We start from the raw sequence: 24,504 nt of genomic DNA on the forward strand, positions 1-24,504 counted from the left end.
TGGCAGCGCTCAAAGCGGAGCCGGTCACTTTACTGGATCGGCTTGCTCACTTCAATCATGTTCGCGCCCTCACTACAGTGTTGTCGCGGGCGCTACGTCGGCCTTGCGCTCCGCGCGAACGCGAAAAATGTCAACTGTTCAGGCCTGCATTCGTGCTTTTTCACTGTTTTCCGTCATCAGCGAGTCGTTTGTGGCCGTTTCCCGCATTCATCGGGCAATTCATCCAGCCAAAGCAGGCGCGTTGTGTTCGAGCGGCGCAGTGACCAATCGCTACGAACTTCCAACCACTCGTACATTGCTGATTTTATATACGAAACATGACATAGCGTTAACCATGGCTTACGTTAGTTCGATAAGCGAATATAATCACCAGTGAAATAATAAATGCATATATGCAATATAGACGTTGCTGGCGAGAATTGAAACACGCCGGCATAACCCTCAAGGCTAGAGAGGAATCGACAGATGTTTGATAACGGCGAATATCAGCCGGTAACGCGCAGCGAAGTCTGCTCTCTTTCCGCGGCTCGGCGCGTTGCTGCGATGCTGGACCTTCCGACCGAGTCCATCTCAGAAGGCGATCCGCTTCCGAAAGGTTGGCACTTTTTGCTAATGGCCGCCGACACGCGCCGCTCGGACCTTCGGAGCGATGGTTTCCCAGGATTGGGCGTGCCGATGCCCGACCTTGGGTTCACGCGTTTGCTGCTCGGTGGCCGAAGCACCGCGTACCACACTGAGATCCCGGTTGGCGCGAAGGTGATTCGGACCAGCGGGATCACGAGCCTGACGCAAAAGAGCAATGCGTCCGGGCCGATGGCCGTCGTCATCATTGGTCATCAAATTCGACTCGAAGGCGCCACCGAAGCCGCCGTCACTGAGACGCAGACTTATCTCCTGCTACCGGGTCAGTCACGCTTCAAGGAGTCGGTGCAGGCGGTTCAGCCCATAACAGCGGCGAGGACGCAGGTTGTTGTGCCTGACGAAACCCTGCTCTTCCAGTACTCAGCGCTGGGCTTCAACTCGCACAAGATTCACATCGAAAAGTCCTATGCGTGCGAGGTCGAGGGTTTCCCTGATCTGGTGGTCAACGGTGGTCTGACGACGCTCCTGCTTACCGAGTTCGCGCGCAGGGAACTCAAACTTGACCTGCGCAATTTCAGTATGAAAAACGTCGCGCCTCTCTTCTGCGGCCGGCCGATCACGCTTGCGGCCGATCCTCACGGTGAAGGATGGACCCTGAAAGCATACGACGACACAGGAAAACTCGCCGCTGAGATGGAGGCTAACGTCAATGAGTTTTGAACCGCTGAAGGGAATCCGGGTTCTTGATCTGACCAGTGTGGTGGTCGGCCCGGTATGCAGTGCGAGACTTGCACAATACGGTGCCGAAATTATCAAGGTCGAAAGCCCGGATGGCGATCTGATGCGTGGCCTGGGCGGACTATCGCCGACAGGCCAGCACTCTGGCGCATACCTGCATCTGAATCGCGGCAAGCGGAATATCTGCTGTGACCTGAAAAAGCCTGGTGGCAAGACGATCATGGAGAAGCTGGTCGCCTCCGCTGACGTCATCATTGCAAACATGCGTCCTCAGGCACTCAAGCGCCTGGGACTCGATGCGAACACTATCCGAGAAAAGCACCCGGACAAGATCTACTGTCTGATTACCGGTTACGGGACCAACGGCCCCTATGCCGGTCATCCCACCTACGACAGTGTGGTGCAGGCAGCCACGGGCATGACCGGCCTCACGCTTGCACGCGACGGCGTGCCCGCTTACGTGCCCATGCTGATCTGCGATCACGTCGTGGGCGAAATCGCAGCCGGGTCGATTCTTGCCGCCATCATGAATCACAAGGTGACGGGCAATGGCTCCAGCATTGAGGTTCCAATGTTTGAGACGATGGCTGCATTCGTGTTGCAGGAACATTTGGCGCAGCAGAGTTTCGATCCGCCTGTCGGACCGCCGGGCGACCTTCGTCTACTGAGTCCGCACAACAAACCGGTGAAGACTGCGGACGGCTGGGTAGCTTTCACCATCAATACCGATCAGCAGGTCCGCGCATTCTTGAAAGCGGTCGGGAGAGACGAACTCATCGATGACTCGCGTTTCGCAACGGTCGCTGCTCGTGCGCAAAACGTCGCGGAGTGGTTTGCAATTCGAGGTGCTCCACTGACCGACAGGACGACAAAGGAGTGGCTTGAGATACTTCAGGCAGCAGATATCGCCGTTAAACCGTGTCATACGCTCGAAACCCTGCCTCACGATCCGCATCTTGAAGTGGTCGGGCTGCTGCAGTACGAGCAGCATCCGACCGAGGGCAAGACAGTGGCGATCCGGTCGACCATCAGCTTCGACGACGCCTACCCGCCGCTTCGATCGTTCTCGCAGCCACGCGGGTGGGAGACGCTTGCTGTTCTTGAGGAGATCGGTTACTCGTCCGGCGAGATAGAGAGCTTGCTCGCGGAAGGGGCCGCCGTCGCGAACGTCGAGCAGCAAAGCTAACGCCGATGAAATGGGGATGGCCGGCGGTAGCCTGTGGTGATGACCGAGGTTGAGCGATCGTGCAAGCCAACTTAACTATCTGGATGAGGACGAGCATGACTGAAGCATTTTTGTGCGACGCGATTCGTACCCCGATCGGCCGTTATGCGGGCGTGCTCTCGTCGGTGCGCGCCGACGATCTCGGCGCCGTGCCGCTGCGTGCGTTGATGGAGCGCAACAAGGATGTCGACTGGGACATGGTCGAGGAAGTGATCTACGGTTGCGCGAACCAAGCGGGCGAAGATAACCGAAATGTCGCGCGCATGTCGTCGCTGCTCGCGGGCTTGCCCGAAGGCGTGCCGGGCACGACCGTGAACCGCCTCTGCGGCTCGGGCATGGACGCGATCGGCATCGCAGCGCGCGCGATCAAGTCGGGCGAGGCGAGCTTCCTGATTGCTGGGGGCGTGGAGAGCATGAGCCGCGCGCCGTTCGTGCAGGGCAAGGCCAAGTCCGCGTTTTCGCGTCAGGCCGAAATCTACGACACGACCATCGGCTGGCGCTTCGTCAATCCGCTGATGAAAAAGCTGCACGGTGTCGATTCGATGCCGGAAACGGCCCAGAACGTGGCCGACGACTACAAGGTCAGCCGTGCCGATCAAGACGCGTTCTCCGTGCGCAGCCAGCAGAAGGCGGCCCGCGCGCAGCAGGACGGCACGCTCGCCCAGGAGATTGTCGCGGTGACGATTGCGCAGAAGAAGGGCGATCCAATTGTCGTCTCGAAGGACGAACATCCGCGTGAGACGAGTCTCGAAGCGCTGGCGAAGCTGAAAGGCGTAGTACGTCCGGACGGCAGTGTGACGGCGGGCAACGCGTCTGGCGTGAACGACGGCGCGGCGGCGCTGATCCTCGCGGACGAGGGCAACGCGAAGCGCTTCGGGCTTGTGCCGCGCGCACGCATTTTGGGTCTCGCAACCGCAGGCGTGCCGCCACGCGTGATGGGCATCGGCCCGGCGCCCGCGACGCAAAAGCTGCTCAAGCGCCTGAATATGACGATCGACCAGTTTGATGTGATCGAACTGAACGAAGCGTTCGCTTCGCAGGGCCTTGCGGTGCTGCGAATGCTCGGCGTTGCCGATGACGATCCACGCGTCAATCCGAATGGTGGTGCGATCGCGCTCGGACACCCGCTTGGCATGAGCGGCGCACGACTTGTGATGACTGCGAGTTACCAACTCCAGCATACCGGTGGCCGCTTCGCGCTCTGCACGATGTGCATCGGCGTCGGGCAGGGCGTTGCTATCGCCATCGAACGAGTCTGAGCGAGCCATGAAAAACGTTGAAGACGCGAAGATTGGGATCGTGGGCGCGGGAGCGATGGGTCAGGGTATCGCCCAGATCGCTGCGCTTGCGGGTTTGGAGGTGCGGCTGATGGACATCGATGCCGCCGCGTCAGCACGCGCCATCACTGCGATCGGCACCATGCTCGACAAGCTCGCAGCCAAAGGCAAGCTCACCTCGGGGCAGGCGCAGGCGGCACTGCAGCGCATTCAGCCGGAGGACTCCGTCGGCGGACTTGCCGATTGCGATCTGGTGGTCGAGGCGATCGTCGAAAAGCTTGAGGTGAAGCGGCTCCTGTTTGCCCAACTTGAGGAAGTCGTGCGCGACGACGCGGTGCTCGCTTCGAACACGTCGTCGTTGTCCATCACGGCGATTGCCGCGGGTTGTCGTTACCCTGAGCGGGTTGCAGGCTATCACTTTTTCAACCCGGTGCCGCTCATGAAAGTCGTGGAAGTGGTGCGCGGACTGCGCACCAGCGATACCACGATCGAGTGGCTCGCATCGCTCGCCGCGCAACTGGGACACACGGCGGTCCGCTGCCGGGACATGCCGGGTTTCATCGTCAACCATGCAGGGCGCGCGCTCAACACCGAAGGCTTGCGCATCGTCCAGGAGGGCGTGACCGACGAAGCGACCGTCGACGCCATCGTGCGTGAGCAAATGGGTTTTCGAATGGGACCCTTCGAACTGCTTGATCTCACAGGTCTTGACGTGTCACATCCTGTGATGGAGTCGATCTATCGACAGTTCTATGACGAGCCGCGGTTTCGGCCATCGCCGATAACGGCGATTCGTCTTGCGGGCGGTGTCCTGGGACGGAAAACCGGCTCAGGGTTCTATGAGTATGCGCAAGGCGCGAAGCTCTCGAAACCGGCCGTCCTTGAACCGAATGCCCCGCAGTGGAAAAGCGCGCCGGTCTGGGTGAGTGGTCGACACTCGGACGAAGCCCGGCTCGTGCGCGATTTGCTCGAGAAGTTAGCTGTCGAAACGGAGTCGGGCAGTGCTCCCAGCGACAACGCATTAATCCTGGTTACGCCGCTCGGGCACGACGCGACCACAACCGCAATGTCCGAATCGCTCGATGCCACACGCGTGATCGCAGTCGATACGCTGTTCGGCTTCGATGAAGGCATTAGGCGCGTCCTCATGCCTACTCCGGCAGTCCGGCCGGACATGCTCGCGAGAGCGAAAGCGCTGTTTGCAATCGACGGCTCGGCAGTTTCCGTGATCCGTGACTCTGGCGGCTTTGTCGCCCAGCGCGTCGTCGCCAGCATCGTCAACACTGCGTGCGAAATTGCCCAGCAGCGGATTGCCACGCCGGCTGATATCGACGCGGCCGTCCGTCTCGGACTCGGCTATCCGCTCGGACCACTGACGCTCGGCGATAATATCGGCTCCAAAAGGATCATTGGGGTGTTGCAGGGGCTTGTCGAGGTCTATGGCGATCCGCGGTACCGCCCGGGCGTCTGGCTGGCGCGCCGAGCGGCGTTGGGACTGCCCCTCTCGCTAGTGGACTGAGGCGGCACCTCGATTGCCAGCCATTTGGGTACCGCATGGGCGGCATATATTGCAGCGCAGGCTGCCAGGCCACGGTGAAGGAGAACGGCGCATATCTGGACCTTGTCTGGTTCGTCTGCGTCGAACATGCGGACTGTGGACCGAGACTCGGCTCTTGGCGTAACCAGCCAAACCGGGGACGAGCTCGAACGGCCAGTTCAGCCAGTTAGCCGCCGCTGATTCGCTCCCGGCTTCAACGTGTCAGATGGTCAATTCTGTTAAGAGGTCTTTTTTATCCCAATGATTAGGTTCGTTTAAATATTGAAGGACGAGAATTAAACCGTCATGACGGGTCAACTGGATAGCGGACAGGGCAAGGTTTTCTAATCGTTCAATCTCGATAATCACGTTCCTCACTGCCACCTGCTGCGAGGCATCGACCGGGCTATCGATCTCGGCGACTTGCGTCAACATCTCGCGCCGTTCTACAGTTCGATCGGTCGCCCTTCGATTCATCCAGAATTCGTGATCCGCATGCTCATGCGTGGGCTACTGCTTCGGCATTCGCTCCGAGCGCAGGCTGTGCGAAGGGGTCCCTATCGGAGATTGAACTCACCTATGTATCTGTGGACAGGCGGACCCGCTTCGCCGGGGGAAGCTGCAGCGCCGAAAGATCTATTGATACGCTTCAGGATCTCCGCATATTCAAGCAGGTGGTCAAATATGCGAGCTTCACGGCCGCGGGAGTGCCGCCGGATGTAGCTAAGCGAAGGTTTCGCGCGCCGGTCTTAGAGTGCGCTTGCGCACCCGTCTTCTGCATATAACAACCCGTCGTATCGCGCTTACCGAAGCTGGCGAGTGATGCCGTGCGCCTTGCAACATATTTATTTGTTCACGCTATCATGACCATTTCAATATCAAACGAAGAAGCCATGCCTCGATTAAATACTGTCTCTGATTTCGTACTCTCAGGTGTTTCATTACGCCAGTCCCTTTACAAGGGAGAGTCGGCGTTCGAATTGAAGATGCTGTCCTCTTCCTACCAAGATCCGGCGAAGGAACAACTGAGCGATCGAGACTTCATGGCATGGCTCCCGATTGATTTTCGCAACGGGACAATAGAGGTCGATCTCGCCAGCGACTTGGCGCCCGACGCGCCCGACTATGCAAGGGGCTTCATTGGGCTTTCATTTCGAATTGACGACGCAGCGCGATTCGAGAGCATTTACCTGCGCCCGACAAATAGCTTGGCTGACGATCAGGTTCGGAGGAACCATACGGTGCAATATGCTGCCTACCCAGACTTTAGGTTTGCTCAACTTCGGACTGATTCCCCGGAGAAATATGAAACTTATGCCGATATCGCTCTCGGGCAATGGATTCACATGAAAATCGTGGTGGACGGCAATCGGGCGCAACTTTACCTCGATCACAGCGACAGGCCGGCGTTTCTCGTAAATGATCTTAAATTCGGGAGCGCACAGCGCGGTGGCGTCGGCGTTTGGATCGAATCCGGCACGGTCGCGCATTTTAGAAATCTGCGCGTCACGAATTTCAACTAGCGCCGCGACCGTACATATCGAACGGGGAATGCGGTTCGAAGAGAGAAGCAAAGCTGGTGACGATATTCTTCATTACAGGGCCCTTTGTTGTCGGAAATTTTTGCGCCCACGTGTGTCACACTGACGATCGCCCACCACAACAAATGCTTTTCAATTAGGATAACTTCGTACGCGAGACGAACCTGGTCGTACCCAATGACCGTCGGGCTAGTTATAACGGGAGACGACGCCGTGCTGATAGGCGCGCTTGGGTGCGGTCCGTGAGATTGGAACGGAGCAGGCCGAATGCGATGTAGCGGTCGTCTGACCAGGCGCAGCCTGGCCTCGGGGGAGCATTCAGACAGGACAACTTAGGTTATCAGGCGACCGCGAAAATCGGCTTGGACGAAGCATCAAGGGATACCCTGCTAGCCGGTTCCATCCCTGCCATTTGTTGCCGGTAGCGGATGAGATCGCGGATAGTAATGAGGGGCAGCCCATGGAGTCGCGCAAAGCTCTCCAACTGTGGACGGCGCGCCATACTGCCATCGTCGTTCACTATCTCGGCAAGTACACCGCCTGGTTGCAAGCCGGCCAGACGAGCTAGATCGACGGCAGCTTCCGTGTGTCCGGGCCGCTTCAGCACCCCATCGCGAACTGCACGAAGAGGAAAAACATGGCCTGGGCGAGTGAAGTCGGCGGCACGGCGTGCGGGATCGACAAGTGCCCGAATCGTCGCGGCGCGCTCGCTTGCCGAGATTCCGGTAGTGGTCCCGTGACGGAGGTCGACCGATACAGTGAAGGCAGTGCGCATGGAATCAGAATTCTCTTGCACCATCGGCGGAAGTTGGAGTTCCGATGTCCGTTCGCGGGGCAAGGCTACGCATAGAATGCCACTCGTCCAGCGTATCATGAAGGCAACGGTCTCAGATGTCGCCATCTCTGCTGCGACGATCAGGTCGCCTTCATTCTCGCGATCTTCATCATCGACAACAATCAGTGGGGTGCCGTTGGCCATGGCCGACAGCGCTTCTTGAATTGTGGTACTGGTCATTTCGCCATCGCTGGTGACGCGTGCAAGGTCCATCATGTCTCCTGTTGAGGTGTGTTTATTCTCAACAGGAACATTGCAGATAACATGCCAGTCGGTAGTTCCTTGAAAATCAAGGGGTAGAGTGGGGCAGCACTGTTGCAGATGACACGCATTGCGACAGTCACTGTCGCGTCATCCCCTTACGTCGGTGCGATTTCGTCATCGGGACGATCGATCCCGAGTGCTCTCATTTGCCGATGTAACGTGGATCGCGAGATGCCGAGACCAGTTGCTGCTTCGGACACGTTCCACTGACTGCGTTCCAATGCTGTCTCAATTGCATTTCGTCTACCGCGGCCCGTTGCCGACATATCTGTGCCACCGTGGGCATTCAAGGGTGGCGGCAGATCACGTTGACCGATCACACCATCGGTATCGACTGCGATGGCGAAGCGGGCGGCATGGTGCAATTCACGGAGATTTCCCGGCCAGCGATGTGCCGAAAGCGCACGCCGAGCTTGCTCATCGATGCATGGCGTGCGTTTCCTTGCATTCTGCGCGGCCTGTTTAAAAACCTGCTCGAACAGGTGGTGCCGGTCATCGCGCTCCCGCAGGGCGGGCAACCGAACAGTCGCCCCGGCCAACCGGAAATACAGATCTTCTCGAAACTTCCCTTCGCGAACGAGCTGGGGAATGTCATGCAGGCTTGCCGCCACCAGTGCGAAGTTCACTCTCACCGGACGTGTAGCACCGATTGGAACGAACTCTCCATCGGATAAGACCTGCAAGAGTCTCGTCTGCAGCCCGAGGGGCATGTCGCCGATCTCGTCAAGAAAGAGCATTCCACCATCGGCATCAAGCAAGCGCCCTCTGAAACCTTGGCGAGAGGCGCCCGTGAACGAGCCCGGGCGGTAGCCAAAGAGCTCGCTTTCGATCAGCTCAGCCGTGATTGCAGCGCAGTTGATAGAAACGAACTTCGCATCGTCGCCACCCGTGTCCATATGAATGGCGCGTGCCAGAGCACTCTTTCCCGTTCCCGTCTCGCCTTGCAGCAGAATTGGAACGCGGTTGGCAACGAGCCGACGAGCAATCTCAGTTGATTCTCGAATCCCTTCATCGTCTCCAATCAGCTCGTCCAGAGATGGACGAGCTGATGCAATTTCATTCCTTGGACCCTGAGCCCGTTGGGGAGATGGGATTGACGAGGCGCGGCGTCTGTTCTCCTCCATGCGCAGATATACGCGGCCGTTCACAGTATCGAGCGCGGCGGTCGGCTGAGCCGCGGCGTCGAGCCACGCCTCCATGCCTTGTACGCTCGATAAAGGTTGTCCTATGAGCGGGAGCGCCCGATTGCGCAACAAGAGATGCGCGGAAGGCGTCGCTTCGACAATGTGACCAGTCGCATCCAGCGCCACACGCACTTCGGCGGCTGTGTCACAAAAATCGTTGTGCTTGGATAATCGTAGGATGAAATTATCTGCGTTACGTCGGTCGAAATAGAGATTTTCGATGCGACGCGCGGATGCCGAAACGATGTTTCGTACTATCGCCTGCGCCAGATGGTCAGAAGGTCGCAATGTTGTGACATTGAGCACGGCGATAATCTCGCCAGTCCCGCCGAAAATTGGGGCAACGGTACAGCTCACCGTTTCCAACGACGATGCGAAATGATCGCCCATCACGACGGACACCGGGCGTTGTTCTCGGAGGCACAGGCTTACGCCATTGGTGCCCTGAGTTTGCTCCATCCACATGGAGCCTGGTAGGACCCCCGCGGCATCGCAGGCATCAAACGTGAACGCATTGGAGCGAAAATCTAGCGCTATGCCATTCCCGTCGGTCAACATTACGACGTAGTCCTGCTCCGCAAGCACCTCGAAAAGTCGATGCACTTCTCCCTGCGACAAGGCGAGCAGCTCTGCGACAGGCTCGCGGTGATCCTTGAGTTCCGGCGCGGTCAGCACAAGGGGACGCCCGATCCGATCAGGACTCAGGCTATGCAGCGTAACGCAGCGTTCCCACGAAACAGGGACGCTGCTGTCAGAATGTGGTCCAGCTTGCAATGGGTGACGCTCGACGGCCGTCAACACCGCGCGAGTATGGCGATCTGGCTCCATTGACATTGTCTCCATATCCGAGCCTTGTGGCTCGTGTCTTGTATAGGCATGATACATGCCGGCCGGCATTTCTTCTCGGTGCTGACGAGCAGCCACGTTGCATGCTGGTTCTGCTCAAAACGGCCAAACGGCCATTGAGGTTCGTTTCTTCTGCGGAAGGCCCCTTGTCGTGCTCATCTACGACCGCTTTTGACAGATGAACTGCGGCAATCGCCAATATCAAGCTCAGCGAACGGCTCTTCTGGGGTTCGCTGCAGGTAATGCCGTATCAGTAATAACGCTCAAACATTCGCGATAGTAATCGCTCGTACATTCAAGTACTGGTCCAGAGCTTCAGGACCACCTTCGGATCCGAACCCTGAGTCCTTCATTCCACCAAACGGCATCTCGGCGGAGGTCGCAGCGGCCATGTTGATCCAAAGCATGCCAACCTCCAGATTTCGCGCAAGCAAGTCCGAGCTTTTCAGCGAGTTCGTAAACGCGTAGCCCGCAAGTCCGAACGGAAGGCGATTGGCCTCCGCTATCGCATCCTCAAGCCTGCTAAATGGACGAACCGCCGCGATCGGACCGAAAGGCTCGTCATTGAATATCGCCGCAGATGTCGGTACGTTGTCGATAACGGTAGGCTGCCAAAAATTACCCGTTTTGCCGATGCGCTTGCCACCTGCCACTATTTCCGCACCTGCGTGGATGGCGTCCTCCGTGAACAGGGCCATTGCGTCAAGTCTACGCCCGTTGGCCAGCGGTCCCATGTTTGTGTCCAGGGCCAAACCATCCCCGACTTTCAAACTTCCGGCGTATGAAGCCAGCGCGCACACGAAATTTCTATGGACGCTCTCATGCACGAGAAAACGCGTTGGCGATATACATACCTGACCTGCATTACGGAACTTGGCGGCGCCAACCGTCCTGACCGCTAGGTCGATATCAGCGTCCTCGCAGATGATCACTGGCGCATGGCCGCCGAGCTCCATGGTCACGCGTTTCATATGTTGGCCCGCCAGCCCCGCAAGCTGTTTGCCCACGGGAGTCGAGCCCGTGAACGTAACCTTGCGAATCACGGGGCTCGCAATCAGATGGCGGGAGATTTCCGCCGGGTTACCATAAACGAGACCTAACACGCCTGGCGGAATCCCGGCGTCAACGAACGCTCGGATGAGCGCCGCCGGCGAGGCAGGCGTTTCCTCCGGTGCTTTTACGAGGATAGAACACCCAGAGGCAAGAGCGGCGCTTACCTTTCGCACCGTTTGGTTGATCGGGAAATTCCACGGGGTAAATGCCGCAACTGGGCCAACCGGATCCTTCACTACCATCTGCCGAACGGAGAGACTCGTTCGTGAAGGAACGATGCGTCCATAAATGCGAAGGCCTTCTTCAGCGAACCAGTCGATGATGTCCGCCGCCGCGAGGCACTCTGCTCGTGCCTCAGCCAGCGGCTTCCCTTGTTCGAGAGTGAGGTGCCGGCTAGTCGCGTCGACTTGACTGCGCAAGGACGAAGCGGCGTCGTGCATGATCCTGGCCCGCTCTGAGGCCGTCATCGAGCGCCAGCGTTCGAAACCTCCCTGGGCGGCCGCGAGCGCTCTGTCGAGATCGGCTGTGCCCGCGTAGGCAACTCGCCCGATCTCTTGGTCGGTGGCTGGGTTCAAGACGGCCTGGGTTCGCCCGTCTTTTGCATCCTGCCACCGGCCGTCTATATGGAGTTGTGTGTTCAAGTAGTTCATGAAGTAGGCATCGGCAGGGGAACTTTGAAGCGAGAGGCATCCTGACCAGCTTGCTTGTTGCTTCCGGGCAAACAAAAGGCTGACAGGATGACCATGCGACCGAGACCCGGATACGGCAGATCTGCCAGGCGCACCCATTGCGTTGTCGGAAACAATCGCGTCGTTGTATCGCGGTCAGACAAACAACATGCCGCCGTCGATCAGGAGCGATTGTCCAGTCATATAGTTCGAGTCAGGTCCGGCGAGCCAGGAAACGAGCCCGGCAACATCTCCGCCCGTCGAGACACGACCCAGCGTGATTCCTTGAGCCATAGCTTTCATCGATTCGCCCTTGCCAACCTTGTTGATGGTGCCGAGGTCGCGATCAACCTCAACCCACATCTGCGTGTCGACGATACCAGGACAGTAGGCATTGACAGTAATGCCATGACTCGCCCATTCCTGCGCGGCCGTTTGAGTTAGCGCGCGGACGCCGAACTTCGACGAACAATAGACGCCAAGAAGCGGAAACCCTTTGTGCCCAGCGATGGAACAGGCACCGATGATCTTGCCGCCCATGCCTTGCTTGATCATCTGCCGGGCCGCTTCCGTGTAGCACAAAAAAACGCCACGGCCATTGACGGCATGTACCTTGTCATATTCTTCGGGCGAGACATCGAGAAGGGCCTTGGTCTGCACAATTCCCGCGTTAGCGACCATCACATCGAGCGATTCCAACTGCTTGGCCGTATCTTCAATCATAGTTCGGACCGATCGGGGGTCGGAGATATCGCCGTACAGACTGATTGCTTTGACGCCTATTGACTCGATCTGATTGCGGGTGTCCTCGAGTTCCTTTTCCATCGAAGGAAGATCTGAGACCGCAATGTGGAAGCCATCTTTGGCAAGCCGAAGAGCAATGGCTTTTCCGATGCCGCGCGCCGCACCGGTAACGTGTGCAACTGTCATGGTTTGTCTCCTTGATTCGAATAGATCGAATTTGACGGCTTGATAATGACCAAGGCGCAGGAATCACGCCGTTGGATCGACGAGCACTTTCATCCTTCGCCCGGCGCGCAATTCCGCGAAGCCCTCCGTCAGAACACTCGTCAGCGGAACAGTTTCCACCCAGCCCGTCGTCTCGTAGTGGCCTTTCGACATGAGGTCAATAACGGCCCTATAGTCGTCGCTGGTGTAACAGATCGTTCCTTGGATGCGTCTTTCACGTAACACTGCGCTGAGTAACGGCGTCTGTATGGGCTTGTCATAGATCGCAACGCTGACCAGAGGCCGACGTTCGCCCAAGCAGTCAAGGGCTGAAGCGACAGCTGCCGGTACCCCTGCTGCGTCATATGCAGCGTCCACGCCATCCCCGTTCGTCTGTTCAGCAATTAATTCTGTGACGTTCACGCGGCTCGGATCGAGTGTGCGGGCGCCAAGCGTTTCAAGGGTCTTACGACGGAATTCGGATGGTTCGACAATCTCAATCTCGGTGAGACCCATACTGCGAAGTGCGAACCAGAGACCAATACCTATTGGACCACCCCCAAAAATAAGCGCCCGGCTTTGATCGTTGACCTCACCGAGCTTTGCTGCGTGATAGGCGACAGACATGGGCTCTACGAGAGCACCCATTTCCACTGGCACCGTTTCGGGAAGCTTGTGGACCATATTGCGTGGAACGACCGTGTATTCGGCCATTCCGCCGTCCGCCATCAACCCATGGAAGCCTATGCAGTTGCATAGGTTGTAGTAGCCGCCTCGACACGGTCGACATCCTCCGCACCGATAGATGGGTTCGATCGTAACGCTGTCACCTTCGTGTAGGTCGGTTACACCGAGGCCTACCTCAGTGACGATGCCAGAGAACTCGTGGCCGAGAACAATCGGGATTTTCTTTCCAGTCAGTGGGTGTGGGTCCACTTTCGGCACGAATATTGGGCCGTCGTAGTACTCGTGCAGATCAGTTCCGCAAATCCCATTGCGACTTACCTTAATCTTGACAGTCCCTTCAGATACTGACGGCTCAGGAACATCCTCAATCACCAGGTTATTGTTGCCGTAGTAAACCGCTGCTCGCATGCTGTCTCCTGTTTCCGTGCCCCGGTGCTAGAGGCAATGGCTTGAACGTTGTGCGAGAGGTCCATTCAAACTGGGCCTCTCGCAACGTGCTCATTGCAAAAAGCATCATTCAGGTTCTGATTGTTTTATGCCGGCTGTGCGGCTTTATCCGATTGAGCTGCGGCACTACGCAGACCAGGCATGACTTCGGTCGCCAGACGCCGCATCGATTCCCATTCCCATTCACGGTTCTTCCCAGATCCGTCCATCGAAGCCATCATCAGACCGCCAAACGGACCCACTCGCTCCCTGAAAGCGACGAGCTTGTCGAGAACGGTCTGCGGCGATCCATAGATAACCATGCTGTCGATCAGTTGTTCTACTGTCACCTCATCGTCTGGCCGTTTCGGGTCGTCCTTCATCACCGCCGTATAGTCAACGGCCTTCAAGATTCGCCACATGTAGTCGAAGTAGTAGTAGCTACTTCCTTTGGGATCCATCACGCGATCACGCGCTTCTGCGTCGCTTTCAGCAATCACCAGATTGCGCGCCACACGCCAGACATCACCCGATGGCTCACGACCTATCGCGTCACAGCCCTCCACGTATTTCTTCCAATGGCTGGCAACGACATATTCTGGGCAGAAGTTTGCTGTCATTGCTCCGAAGCCCCGCATTGCAGCAACCTTGACACTGCCTGAGAAGGGCGACATCGCTGTCATCGAGATCTCTGGATGAGGCTTCTGAAACGGCTTGGGCATGAAACCGACGCCTAATTCGGGGATCACCGACTTCTTCAGCGAGATGTTCCAGTGTTTCCCCTGGATGTCATAGGGGGGATCCTGCGACCAGATCTTCAGGATCGTGTCGATCGATTCCATCATCCGTTCGGTGCGATAGGCAGTATCCTCGACGTCAAACATTTCCATGTCGCTGGAGAGACCACCGGGGCCGATGCCGAAGATGAACCGCCCCTGTGACATATGGTCGAACTGTGCGACTTCAGCTGCAACGAGCGCGGGATGATGGTTCGGCAACGCGATGACGCCAGTGCCGAGCTTGATCCGCTTCGTTTGGCGAATTACTGAAGCCAGCAGGATGAGCGGCGAAGCGATCGGCTCAGTGGTGCAAGAGGTGTGTTCGCCAAAAAAAGCCTCATCAAAGCCGATCTCGTCGGCGTAGATCACCTTCTGAGCGTTTTCTTCGGCGGTATCGCGCAACGAACGAGTGGGGGGGTGAAGCGGCATGCCAAACAGACCGAGTTTCATATCGTCTCCTTCTCAGTTGTAGCGAGGCGGTTGCCTCGAAAATCAAGTCATGAATCGTGGGAAATAAATCAGGCGATTGCTGCTTCACGCGAGACGCTTGCACTGGCACCGTTGAACCAGAGAAGCGGATCAACGTCCTGGTCGAAAAGACGAACACCGGTGACTCGGCCGATGAAAAGCGTGTGCGTGCCGTAATCGACGTGGTGATCGAGTTCGCAGAAGATGGCCGCCGGCGCACTGGTGAGGTAGAGCAGGGAGCCGGTCCCTTCGCGCCATTCATCCGAGGCAAACCGTTCGCTGCGTCTGGAGGATTGCGAAAACGGCGGCAGAAGATCCAGGTGCGATTCGCCGAGGAGGTTGATACAGAAGTGGCCCGTTGACTGGACTACCGGGTGCAGGCCTGAGCTGCGATTGGCGGCGACCAGCATTGAGGGCGGGTCCATCGACACGGGTATGACGGCCGAAGCCGCCATACCATGAGGATTGCCATGACTGTCTCGGCTCGTTACCAAGGTCACCGATGAGGCGATACGGCGCATTGCAATGCGAAAGTCACCTGCAAGCGCCGGATCAAACATGGCGTCGCTAAGATTGGAGGTCTGGCTCATGAGGTCACCTCGTCAGTGAAGGGGTTGAAGGCCCACCATATAGAGCACGGCCCTTGCCAACTGGTTCTTTCTTTTTAAATCAATGACTTGCGTTCTTCCAACATGTCGCAGATGCGACACCGTGCGACACCGCGGGACACCGCGGGACACCGCTGTCGCGCGCCAAATTCGGCTGCCGCTTGAGCTCTGATGCACCCCCGTTCATGCTCGACCATTAGGTGTTCAATGGTTAACCAGGAATACGCTTTGAGCCCTGATGGGAGCTTGCTGCACACACAAAGCATCCACGTTCTTCGTCAAAAGTCGCGGGCGTGCTCCGTGCTTAGTGGCAACCACTACACTGCTCAATGTTCAGCACAGAAAGCCGCGACTATGAGCGCGGGGTCGAGGAGAATCTCGAATGGGCATTCGGTATCGGCGGGTGCGGCCGGAAAAGTGACCGCAGCGTCCACCGTTGGAGCTAGAAAATCCTTGCTACGCGAAGTCGTATGCTCGAACTGTCTGACTTCGCGGCCACCTCGGCTTCGAACCGGTGCTGAAGTTGGGGCATGCAGAACTGACGTCCTGGCCGATAAGGGGTGCAGTGGGGTTGGAGGATCCAACTGCGCATCCAAAACCGCTAGTTCAAGCGGAAACTCTCCGGAGTGAGTCTGCTCTCGTGGGGGTCGGCCTTGCGACACCCGATCCCGCACGAATCAAACTTTAGACGCGCATGTCCGCTTCCGAACGAGAGGACTAGCTTTGTTTGAGGTACTGGCAACTACGGCATGTTCGGCGAGAAGTTGTTCAATTTCGATTGAGAAGTATCCAATCTCTTCCAGAACTTCGAAGGTCTCCCGTCCGCGCGGCTGTGAAAATGTTCCTGGAGAGGGATAGGCGTCATCGGAGCTGATGGTCGACCGGATCGCCATTGTCTTGCCCTCGGTGGGATGGTCTTCGTGTTTAAGTAACCCGACCGCATTCAAATGCGGGTCCAGAGGTAGGGTCTTGAGCGTGTGGCAGGTCTTGACAGGCATGTCCGCCCGCTGGGTCTTCTCCCACAGTGGCCATGTGCGCGCCACTGACCGACAGCATCCTTTCCCTTGCGTCTGCGGCACTATCGCGCGCATCGGTGTTCTCATGGGACGGGCGACCACAGATGTAGATTTATTTGCTACCTGGGTGGCGACTATCTACCTGCGGCCCGCGCTATGAGCTTTGTCAAGCATAAACTCTATGAAGGTTAGCGTCGCGCGGGTGTGGTGGCGATTGGGCATGTAAAGCATGTACATGTGAGTGCCGAAAATGCTGAGGCGCCACTGGTCCAAGGCAGTGACGACGTCGCCTCTAAGGATGTCTTCCTGGACCACATAGTCCGGCACGATACCAACGCCAAGTGCAGCGAGAATTGCCTTACGCAGGAACAAGAAATTCTCCGAAATAAGGCCCGGCTCAAGCAATACCTCGTGCCTATCATCGTGCAGATAAGCAGCGACGCGAAGTTGGCGTCCGACGACAGCAGAAGTGATCAAGGGCGCAGTGCGGAGGTCTTCGAGACGGACCGGCATGCCGTGTTGCTCCGCATAAGCAGACGAGGCGCAAGCGACGTAACGCACTGGCCCCAAATCGCGCGCGACGAGGTTTTGTGGTGGGTCTGACATGACGCGTACTGCAATGTCCACTTCATCACGCAACAAGTCTTCGACGCGGTTCTCGAATATCACGTCGAGTACGATGCCAGGGTATTGACGTCTGAACTCTATCAACCAGTCGGACATGACGATCTGCCCGTATCCGCTTGGCACTGAGAGGCGAACGCGTCCCTGGAGACTTTGGCCGAGTGTTGACACAGATTCGTTTGCCGCAAGCAAAGCGTTCTGGATAGTCCGGCCGTGTTCGTAAAGCTTCAGCCCGATCTCGGTCGGTTCGACCCGCCGCGTTGTCCTGCGCACCAACTGTAATCCGATCGACTTCTCGAGATTGATGAGGTGATAGCTGACATTTGCTCGGCTCATTTTGAGTCGGCGCGCGGCCTCGCTGAGGTTGCCGGCATCAAGAATCTCGACCAACAGGGTAAGGGAGTGTACGTCCACCATCTACCTCAGTGTCAAAAAATACTTGACAGTCTGTCAATGACTGATGTGATTGTCAATTCCTGTCGTCGACGTGAGAATCATCGAAACGCTTCGCAACCTAGGGATACACGGCCGATGACGCCATCCATCGCTTCTCAATCAGTCGTCGTTACGCACGAGCTCCATGGAAATATTCTGCTTGTCATCGTCGACAATCCGCCCGTCAACGCACTGGGCGTCGAAGTGCGACAAGGTCTCCTGGCCGCGGTCGAAGCAGCAGAAGTGAACGATGCCGCGCGTGCAGTGTTGATCATCGGTGCGGGCCGCAATTTCATAGGTGGCGCGGACATTCGCGAGTTTGGCAAGCCATCGCGACTCCCGACGCCGCCGGACGTCTGCAATGGCATCGAGTCGTGCCGCAAGCCGGTTGTCGCGGCGATTCATGGCGCAGCGCTTGGCGGAGGCCTGGAGGTGGCTCTGGCATCACACTATCGGATCGCGGTGGATGGTGCGAAGCTCGGCTTGCCGGAGGTGCAACTGGGACTGTTGCCCGGCGCGGGAGGCACTCAGCGCGCACCACGCCTGATCGGCGTTGAGGCCGCATTGTCCTTGATGCTGAGCGGACGTCACGTTGGTGCACAGGAGGCCTTGAGCCTCGGTCTCGTCGACCGTGTTGGCCAGAGCGACGACATCCTCGCGGAAGGACTCGCATACGCGCAGGAGTTGCTTCTGGCACACGCACCGGTTCGTCGCACACGTGATGCACTGGGACTCGCGCATGGAGAGTCAAGCGCTCCCGCGCTCTCCGCGGCACGAGCAGACATTGCAAGGAGTTCGAAGGGTCTTTTTTCGCCGTCAAAGATTGTCGATTGCGTCGAGGTCGCGGTAAGCATGCCATTTGAAGAAGGTCTGCGCTTCGAGCGGGAGCAGTTCCTCGCATGTCTGAACAGCCCGCAACGTGGCGGCCTCGTGCACGCATTTTTTTCCGAACGCGAAGTGCAGAAGGCGCCTGAGACCCGTACCGCGGTGCCACGCCCGATTCATGCTGTCGGTGTGATCGGCGGCGGCACGATGGGCGCAGGCATCGCAGTCGCATTGCTCGATTCAGGATTGCCCGTCACGATGATCGAGCGCGACGACGCATCGCTCGCACGCGGTCGCGCACACGTCGAAAAAGTCTACGACGGACTTATTGCAAAAGGTCGCCTGACAGACAGCGAGAAGGGAAAGAAGCTTGCTTGTTTTACCGGCAGCATCTCCTATGACGCGCTCGCGGGCGGCGATATGGTGATCGAGGCCGTATTTGAGTATATGGCTGTCAAGCAGGAGGTCTTTGCGGAGCTAGAGCGCGTGTGCAAGCCCAGTGCGGTGCTCGCGACCAATACGTCATATCTGGACATCGACGCTATCGCCGCCAGCATTTCTCGCCCTCAAGATGTGGTGGGCCTGCATTTCTTTTCTCCGGCGAACATCATGAAGCTCTTGGAGGTCGTGGTGCCAGCACGTGTCAACGCTGAGGTCGTCGCAACTGCGTTCGACCTTGCGAAAAAGCTCCGCAAGGTTCCGGTGCGAGCCGGAGTGTGTGATGGTTTCATAGGAAACAGGATTCTCGCGGTCTACCGCGCGGCCGCTGACCACCTGATGGAGGATGGCGCCTCGCCGTACCAAATCGACAAGGCGGTGCACGACTTCGGCTTTCCGATGGGCCCTTACCAGGTCATGGACCTTGCTGGCGGCGACATCGGCTGGGCTACCCGCAAGCGCCGCGCGGTCACGCGAGATCCGAACGCGCGCTATGTGCAGATCTCGGACCGGCTGTGCGAACGTGGCTGGTTCGGCCAGAAAACCGCGCGCGGTTTCTGTCTCTATCAACAAGGCAGTCGCACGGGTACGCAGGACCAGGAAGTCAAGGCCATCATCGCTGCGGAGCGCGAACGCGCGAGCGTCACGCCGCGCACTTTCAGCCATGAGCAGATCATTCGCCGCTACATGGCCGCGATGATCAACGAGGGTGCGAATGTTGTGCACGAGCGAATCGCGCTGCGTCCACTCGATATCGATGTCACGCTGATCAATGGTTTCGGCTACCCCCGGCATCGCGGGGGGCCGATGAACTATGCGGACACCGTTGGTCTCGCGAACGTGCTTGCCGACATCCGCGAGTTCGAAAAGGAAGACCCCTTGTTCTGGCGTCCGTCGCCGCTCTTGGTGAAGTTGGTCGAAAGCGGAAATAACTTCGCCAGTCTGAACCAAACTGCGTGATTGTTGCGCGTTCACATCTTCGAAGAGACTTATCCAATGGACCTGAATTTTAATCCCGAAGAAGAAGCATTTCGGCTAGAGGTACTGCGTTTTTTGAGCGAACGGCTGCCGCGGCGCATCGCCGACAAGGTACATGCGGGAAAGCGCCTTACGCGAGATGACATGGCCGAGTGGCATCGCATTCTGAATGACAAGGGCTGGCTCGCAAATCACTGGGCACGAGAATATGGTGGCCCCGGCTGGAACGCGGTGCAAAAGTTCATTTTCGAGAACGAATGCGCAATCGCCGGGGCTCCACGCATCGTGCCCTTCGGCGTCAACATGCTCGGACCAGTGCTTATCAAATATGGAAGTGAAGCGCAGAAGCGCTATTGGTTGCCACGCATTCTCGATGGATCCGACTGGTGGTGTCAGGGTTATTCTGAGCCGGGTGCGGGTTCCGATCTTGCGTCGGTACGCACGACAGCGGTGCGACGAACCGACAACGGCGAAGACTACTACGAGGTGAATGGCCAGAAGACGTGGACGACACTGGCGCAGTACGCGAACATGATCTTCTGCCTCGTGCGGACCGCCACAGACGTGCGCAAACAGGAAGGTATCAGCTTCCTGCTAATCGATATGAACACGCCGGGCGTCGAAGTGCGGCCAATTATCACCCTGGACGGCGAACACGAAGTGAACGAAGTGTTCTTCACTGACGTCCGGGTGCCGGCAGAGAATCTCGTTGGAGAGGAGAACAAGGCCTGGACTTACGCGAAGTACCTGTTGACGTACGAGCGAACGAATATTGCGGGCGTCGGCTTTTCTGTAGCTGCGCTCCAGCGCCTTAAGGGAGCTGCGCAAACGGTCAAGCGCAATGGCCATCCTCTCCTCGATGATCCGCAATTCGCTGCGCGGCTGGCGCGCGTCGAGATAGACCTTCAGAACATGAAGACGACCAACCTTCGGGTGATTGCAGCCGTCGCAGGCGGCGGAGTACCCGGCGCCGAAAGCTCGATGCTGAAGATCCGCGGCACCGAGATCCGCCAGGAGATCTCGTCGCTCCTACGTCGCGCGATGGGTCCTTATGCGCAACCGTTGATCGAGGAAGCGCTTGAGGAGGGCTATGACGGTCCGCAGGTCGGCCCAACTGAGGCCGCTAGCGCCGCATCGCAATATTTCAACAATCGCAAGCTGTCGATCTTTGGCGGCTCCAATGAAATTCAGAGAAGCATCATCTCGAAGATGATTCTCGGGCTGTAAAGGTACCTCAATGAATTTCCAGCACACTGAAGAGCGCCGGATGCTCGCGGATTCGCTTAACCGTTTCATCGCCGAACAATATGGCTTTGAGACACGCGACCGGATCGCGACTTCCGATGAGGGATTTAACGTCGACATGTGGCACCAGTTCGCCGAGTTGGGCGTGATAGGGGCGTTGTTTGATGAGGAGGACGGCGGCTTTGGCGGAGACGGCTTCGACGTTGCCGTTGTATTTGAATCCCTTGGGCGCGGACTTGTCGTTGAACCCTTCCTGGACGTGCTGATCGTCGGGCGTGCGATTGCGCAGTGCGGCAATGAAGCACAGCGCATGCAGATTGGGCGGATGATCGAAGGAACGCGCATTGTCGCTCTAGCGCATGACGAGCCTGGTTCTCATTATGAGGCGTCGCAGGTAGCGACTCGTGCGGAGAAGTACGGTGAGGGCTGGCTTTTAAATGGCGCGAAGGGTGTCGTCCAACATGGCGAGCACGCAGATATGCTGCTCGTTTCCGCACGGACCTCTGGGAGTGCCGGCGACGAGACAGGGATTTCTTTATTTCTTTTGCCCAGCGACTTGGAAGGAATGCACGTGCGCGGGTATAGGAAGATTGACGGCGGGCGCGCGGCGGAGATCGTACTTGAAGACGTGGAAGTCGACTCTGGCACTTTACTTGGAAGCGAGGGGCAAGGTCATGCCACGCTTGAATACGTTATTGGTTACGGCCTAGTAGCGCTCGTTTCTGAAGCGGTCGGCGCAATGGATGTCGCGAAGGACCAGACGCTGGACTACCTCCGTACACGCAAGCAGTTTGGCGTTCCTATCGGCAGTTTTCAGGCCCTTCAACACCGTATGGCGGACCTGTTACTTGAGATTGAGCAAGCGCGATCGTCAGCGATCAATGCCGCTGCGGCGCTAAGCGCAAATCGCACCGACCGTGAACGTTCGCTTTCAGCTGCGAAGTACACCATCGGTCGGGTCGGTGCGCTTGTCGCCGAAGGATGCATTCAGCTTCACGGTGGAATCGGAATGACGTGGGAGCTTCCGGTTTCGCATTATGCCAAGCGTCTCGTGCTCATCGATCATCAACTAGGCGACGAGGACCATCACCTTGATCGCTACATCGCATTGTGCCGTGCGTCGAGAGAATCCTTCATGGCAGGCAATCGATCGCAAGAAGTGGACAAATAGCTTTCGCTGCTACTGTCAGTACAGGAGTTGAGCAATGAAGATGCTGATCGCTGCGAGGCGGTTGATCGACTATCACGCGAAGATTGCGTGAAATCGGACAATTCGAATGTCGAGTTCGCGAATGAAAGATATCAATGAACCCCTTCGATGAGACCAGCTGTTGAGGAAGCGGTCCGCTTGCGCGAAGCCGGTGTGACGGCTGAGGTCGTTGCTGTGTCGTGCGGCGTGACGTAAATCAGGAGATGCAGTGTGCCGCGATGGCGACCGCCGCGGATCGAGCGATCCTAGTCGAATCGGCCAGGGCACACCAGTCCATTGGAGCTAGACATGTCGATTGTCCGTCCCGGACAGGTGCGGTCTGACGCAGCGAAGATTGCTAACGAGGAAGACGCATCTCTTTGGCGGTGGTTCTCCGGCCTTTACGATGAGGGCCGTATAAGGTGGTGTAGATCAGCTCAGGGGTGGCTTGTGAGTGTAGATCACAAGCACCTCGCGACCGAACCGGACTTTGACTCTGCTATTCGAGTGTCTCGGCGCCGCTATTTCTCTCGAGGTCGGCACCGACTGACAAAGCCCCCTTAATCCCTTGCCGGAACTGCCACTCAACAGTGTGCGATTTGCTGCGGCATCCGGGATCAGAAAGGGACGTGGCGTAGCCAGATTGCGGGAAATGCCGCGTCGTTCAACGTCTTCGCCACCGCGCGTGATTTTCCAGCGAGGATCATTGCGTAGTTGGGGCGTTCGCCACAGGGGATGAAGCCGAAAGTCAGCCATGCAGCACACGACGTCCAGTGCGATCGATGCAAAGGACAATGTCGACGTAAGGTGCGATTCGATTGCCGATCGTGAAGCAGCCAGGCTCCGGTTAGTCCAGAGCCACGTGCTGACTAACCCAGCGGCAGAAGTCGCTAATAATGTCCGCTGCCTGATCGATTGCCTGTCGGATGCGTTTCGCGCGCCGCCACGGGAGACGCAATTGCTCGTGCCGAGGTGCGAGCACGGCGGCATATGCGCAACATGTCGAGCTCAATCGAAACGTCCCTGACTTCCTAGCTCGATGAGCGCATCGACGACATGCCGGACTTTCGGCCGCAGGTGAGCCACCTTCGGCCATATAGCATGGACATCTACGGGATCGGGCCGATAGTCGTCGAGGACCGTGACGAGGTGGCCCGCTTCGATAGGCTTGCGGAACAGCGACAGTGGCATTTGGCACAGACCGAGCCCGGCCGCGGCAGCGTCGATCATCGCCTCGCCATCGCTTATCTGATGCGTCGGTGGAGGATGCAGCCGGAATGACTGGCCATCTTGCTTGACTCGCCACGATAAGGGCAGGCCGCGGCGGTAGCCAACAACGCATCGGTGCTCGTCGATATCGTCGAGGTTCTGTGGCGTGCCATGACGTGCCAGATACGCGGGGGATCCACAAATCACCCATTGTTGCGATGCCAGTCGCCGTGCCACCACGCCGCTCGAGTCTGCCAGTTCGCCGAAACGAATGGCGAGATCGACTCCCTCCTCGACCGGATCGATCACGTGGTCGGTGAAGGTCATCGTGAAGTGCAACCCGGGGTAAGCGTTCCCGATCTCCAAGAGGATCGGCAGCATAAACTGCCGGCCGAATGCAGACGCCATGTCGATCCGCAAGCGCCCAACAGGCTCACGGGAGCGCGGGCCGAGACCGGATTCTGCCGTGGCGATTTCATCGAGCGCCGACGCGCATGCGGCAAAGTAAGCCTCGCCGTCGGCGGACAGGGTTATGCGCCGAGTCGTCCGGTGAAACAGATTGGCGCCGAGCCGCTGCTCCAACCGGGCAATCGATTTGCCGACCGCCGATTTAGAAATGCCGAGTTTTTCCGCGGCTTCGGTGAAGCTGTTCGAACGTGCCGTCGCGACGAACGTGGCGACCCCGTTGAGCGATTCTAATGGAATCATAGGATGGCCTAGGACGAAGATAGTCGACATATTTTCTACAGAATGTCGCATTTTAGCGTGTTTATCAGCGGTCAATTCGCCGATAGCATGATAGCCGTGTCAGCTGCAACGAATTCGATGCAGTGACCGCTTGCGCCCGATCCGCCCGAGATTGCGATGCAGTCAGCCTTT

At 57.8% G+C, this 24,504-nt stretch carries 19 protein-coding genes and 3 pseudogenes; 12 read left to right on the forward strand and 10 right to left on the reverse strand.

What is annotated here, in order from left to right:
• Positions 1 to 127 precede the first annotated feature (127 nt).
• The 8 genes and pseudogenes from ACSQ36_RS43010 (at position 128) to ACSQ36_RS43045 (ending at position 6,882) form a co-directional block, all read left to right on the forward strand.
• Complete coding sequence (locus ACSQ36_RS43010) at positions 128 to 376, forward strand: hypothetical protein (protein WP_436186957.1); 249 nt, start codon at positions 128 to 130, stop codon at positions 374 to 376.
• A gap of 89 nt (positions 377 to 465) precedes the next feature.
• The gene (locus tag ACSQ36_RS43015; RefSeq protein ID WP_436186958.1) at positions 466 to 1,302 is read left to right on the forward strand and encodes a hypothetical protein; all 837 of its coding nucleotides are present in this window, start codon (positions 466 to 468) and stop codon (positions 1,300 to 1,302) included.
• Positions 1,292 to 2,506, forward strand: a complete 1,215-nt coding sequence (locus tag ACSQ36_RS43020) for a CaiB/BaiF CoA transferase family protein (RefSeq protein ID WP_047847809.1) — start codon at positions 1,292 to 1,294, stop codon at positions 2,504 to 2,506. Before ACSQ36_RS43015 ends, ACSQ36_RS43020 begins: the two co-directional genes overlap by 11 nt.
• 95 nt (positions 2,507 to 2,601) lie before the next feature.
• The gene (pcaF, locus tag ACSQ36_RS43025; RefSeq protein ID WP_436186959.1) at positions 2,602 to 3,804 is read left to right on the forward strand and encodes a 3-oxoadipyl-CoA thiolase; all 1,203 of its coding nucleotides are present in this window, start codon (positions 2,602 to 2,604) and stop codon (positions 3,802 to 3,804) included.
• Between the two features lie 7 nt (positions 3,805 to 3,811).
• On the forward strand, positions 3,812 to 5,341 hold the full coding sequence (locus ACSQ36_RS43030; RefSeq protein ID WP_047847811.1) for a 3-hydroxyacyl-CoA dehydrogenase: 1,530 nt from the start codon (positions 3,812 to 3,814) through the stop codon (positions 5,339 to 5,341).
• Between the two features lie 324 nt (positions 5,342 to 5,665).
• Positions 5,666 to 5,915, forward strand: a pseudogene (locus tag ACSQ36_RS43035) (transposase); the annotation flags it as partial.
• An 82-nt stretch (positions 5,916 to 5,997) separates the two neighbouring features.
• Positions 5,998 to 6,179, forward strand: a pseudogene (locus ACSQ36_RS43040) (LysR family transcriptional regulator); the annotation flags it as partial.
• Between the two features lie 43 nt (positions 6,180 to 6,222).
• A complete protein-coding gene (locus ACSQ36_RS43045; protein WP_436186960.1) occupies positions 6,223 to 6,882 on the forward strand; it encodes a hypothetical protein in 660 nt (219 codons plus the stop codon).
• Between the two features lie 358 nt (positions 6,883 to 7,240).
• On the opposite strand, the gene ribB is transcribed toward ACSQ36_RS43045, so the two are convergent.
• From ribB to ACSQ36_RS43090, 9 genes are all read right to left on the reverse strand, one after another.
• A complete protein-coding gene (gene ribB, locus ACSQ36_RS43050; protein ID WP_436186961.1) occupies positions 7,241 to 7,951 on the reverse strand; it encodes a 3,4-dihydroxy-2-butanone-4-phosphate synthase in 711 nt (236 codons plus the stop codon).
• Positions 7,952 to 8,094: 143 nt separating this feature from the next.
• Entirely contained in the window at positions 8,095 to 10,011 is a 1,917-nt protein-coding gene (locus ACSQ36_RS43055) for a sigma-54-dependent Fis family transcriptional regulator (RefSeq protein ID WP_436186962.1), read from the reverse strand.
• 281 nt (positions 10,012 to 10,292) lie between these two features.
• Positions 10,293 to 11,732, reverse strand: a complete 1,440-nt coding sequence (locus ACSQ36_RS43060; RefSeq protein ID WP_436186963.1) for an NAD-dependent succinate-semialdehyde dehydrogenase — start codon at positions 11,730 to 11,732, stop codon at positions 10,293 to 10,295.
• 174 nt (positions 11,733 to 11,906) lie between these two features.
• Complete coding sequence (locus tag ACSQ36_RS43065; protein WP_436186964.1) at positions 11,907 to 12,680, reverse strand: acetoin reductase; 774 nt, start codon at positions 12,678 to 12,680, stop codon at positions 11,907 to 11,909.
• 63 nt (positions 12,681 to 12,743) lie between these two features.
• A complete protein-coding gene (locus tag ACSQ36_RS43070) occupies positions 12,744 to 13,793 on the reverse strand; it encodes a 2,3-butanediol dehydrogenase (protein WP_436186965.1) in 1,050 nt (349 codons plus the stop codon).
• A gap of 125 nt (positions 13,794 to 13,918) precedes the next feature.
• Entirely contained in the window at positions 13,919 to 15,040 is a 1,122-nt protein-coding gene (locus tag ACSQ36_RS43075; protein WP_436186966.1) for an LLM class flavin-dependent oxidoreductase, read from the reverse strand.
• A gap of 68 nt (positions 15,041 to 15,108) precedes the next feature.
• A complete protein-coding gene (locus ACSQ36_RS43080) occupies positions 15,109 to 15,648 on the reverse strand; it encodes a flavin reductase family protein (RefSeq protein ID WP_436186967.1) in 540 nt (179 codons plus the stop codon).
• A 695-nt stretch (positions 15,649 to 16,343) separates the two neighbouring features.
• Positions 16,344 to 16,664, reverse strand: a complete 321-nt coding sequence (locus tag ACSQ36_RS43085) for a hypothetical protein (RefSeq protein ID WP_436186968.1) — start codon at positions 16,662 to 16,664, stop codon at positions 16,344 to 16,346.
• A 156-nt stretch (positions 16,665 to 16,820) separates the two neighbouring features.
• Positions 16,821 to 17,720 carry a LysR substrate-binding domain-containing protein gene (locus ACSQ36_RS43090; protein WP_436187011.1) on the reverse strand — a complete coding sequence of 300 codons (900 nt, stop codon included), beginning with the start codon at positions 17,718 to 17,720 and terminating at the stop codon, positions 16,821 to 16,823.
• A 117-nt stretch (positions 17,721 to 17,837) separates the two neighbouring features.
• Between ACSQ36_RS43090 and ACSQ36_RS43095 the strand changes: the two genes are divergently transcribed.
• From ACSQ36_RS43095 to ACSQ36_RS43110, 4 genes and pseudogenes are all read left to right on the forward strand, one after another.
• Complete coding sequence (locus tag ACSQ36_RS43095; protein ID WP_436186969.1) at positions 17,838 to 19,964, forward strand: 3-hydroxyacyl-CoA dehydrogenase NAD-binding domain-containing protein; 2,127 nt, start codon at positions 17,838 to 17,840, stop codon at positions 19,962 to 19,964.
• A gap of 36 nt (positions 19,965 to 20,000) precedes the next feature.
• Complete coding sequence (locus tag ACSQ36_RS43100) at positions 20,001 to 21,209, forward strand: acyl-CoA dehydrogenase family protein (protein WP_436186970.1); 1,209 nt, start codon at positions 20,001 to 20,003, stop codon at positions 21,207 to 21,209.
• 10 nt (positions 21,210 to 21,219) lie between these two features.
• Complete coding sequence (locus ACSQ36_RS43105; RefSeq protein WP_047847822.1) at positions 21,220 to 22,398, forward strand: acyl-CoA dehydrogenase family protein; 1,179 nt, start codon at positions 21,220 to 21,222, stop codon at positions 22,396 to 22,398.
• Between the two features lie 34 nt (positions 22,399 to 22,432).
• Positions 22,433 to 22,694, forward strand: a pseudogene (locus ACSQ36_RS43110) (electron transfer flavoprotein subunit beta/FixA family protein); the annotation flags it as partial.
• Between the two features lie 730 nt (positions 22,695 to 23,424).
• Here the strand turns inward: ACSQ36_RS43110 and ACSQ36_RS43115 are convergent.
• The gene (locus tag ACSQ36_RS43115; RefSeq protein ID WP_436186971.1) at positions 23,425 to 24,363 is read right to left on the reverse strand and encodes a LysR substrate-binding domain-containing protein; all 939 of its coding nucleotides are present in this window, start codon (positions 24,361 to 24,363) and stop codon (positions 23,425 to 23,427) included.
• Between the last annotated feature and the right edge of the window lie 141 nt (positions 24,364 to 24,504).

It is taken from the genome of Caballeronia sp. LjRoot34 (assembly GCF_964253815.1).
Lineage (GTDB): Bacteria > Pseudomonadota > Gammaproteobacteria > Burkholderiales > Burkholderiaceae > Caballeronia.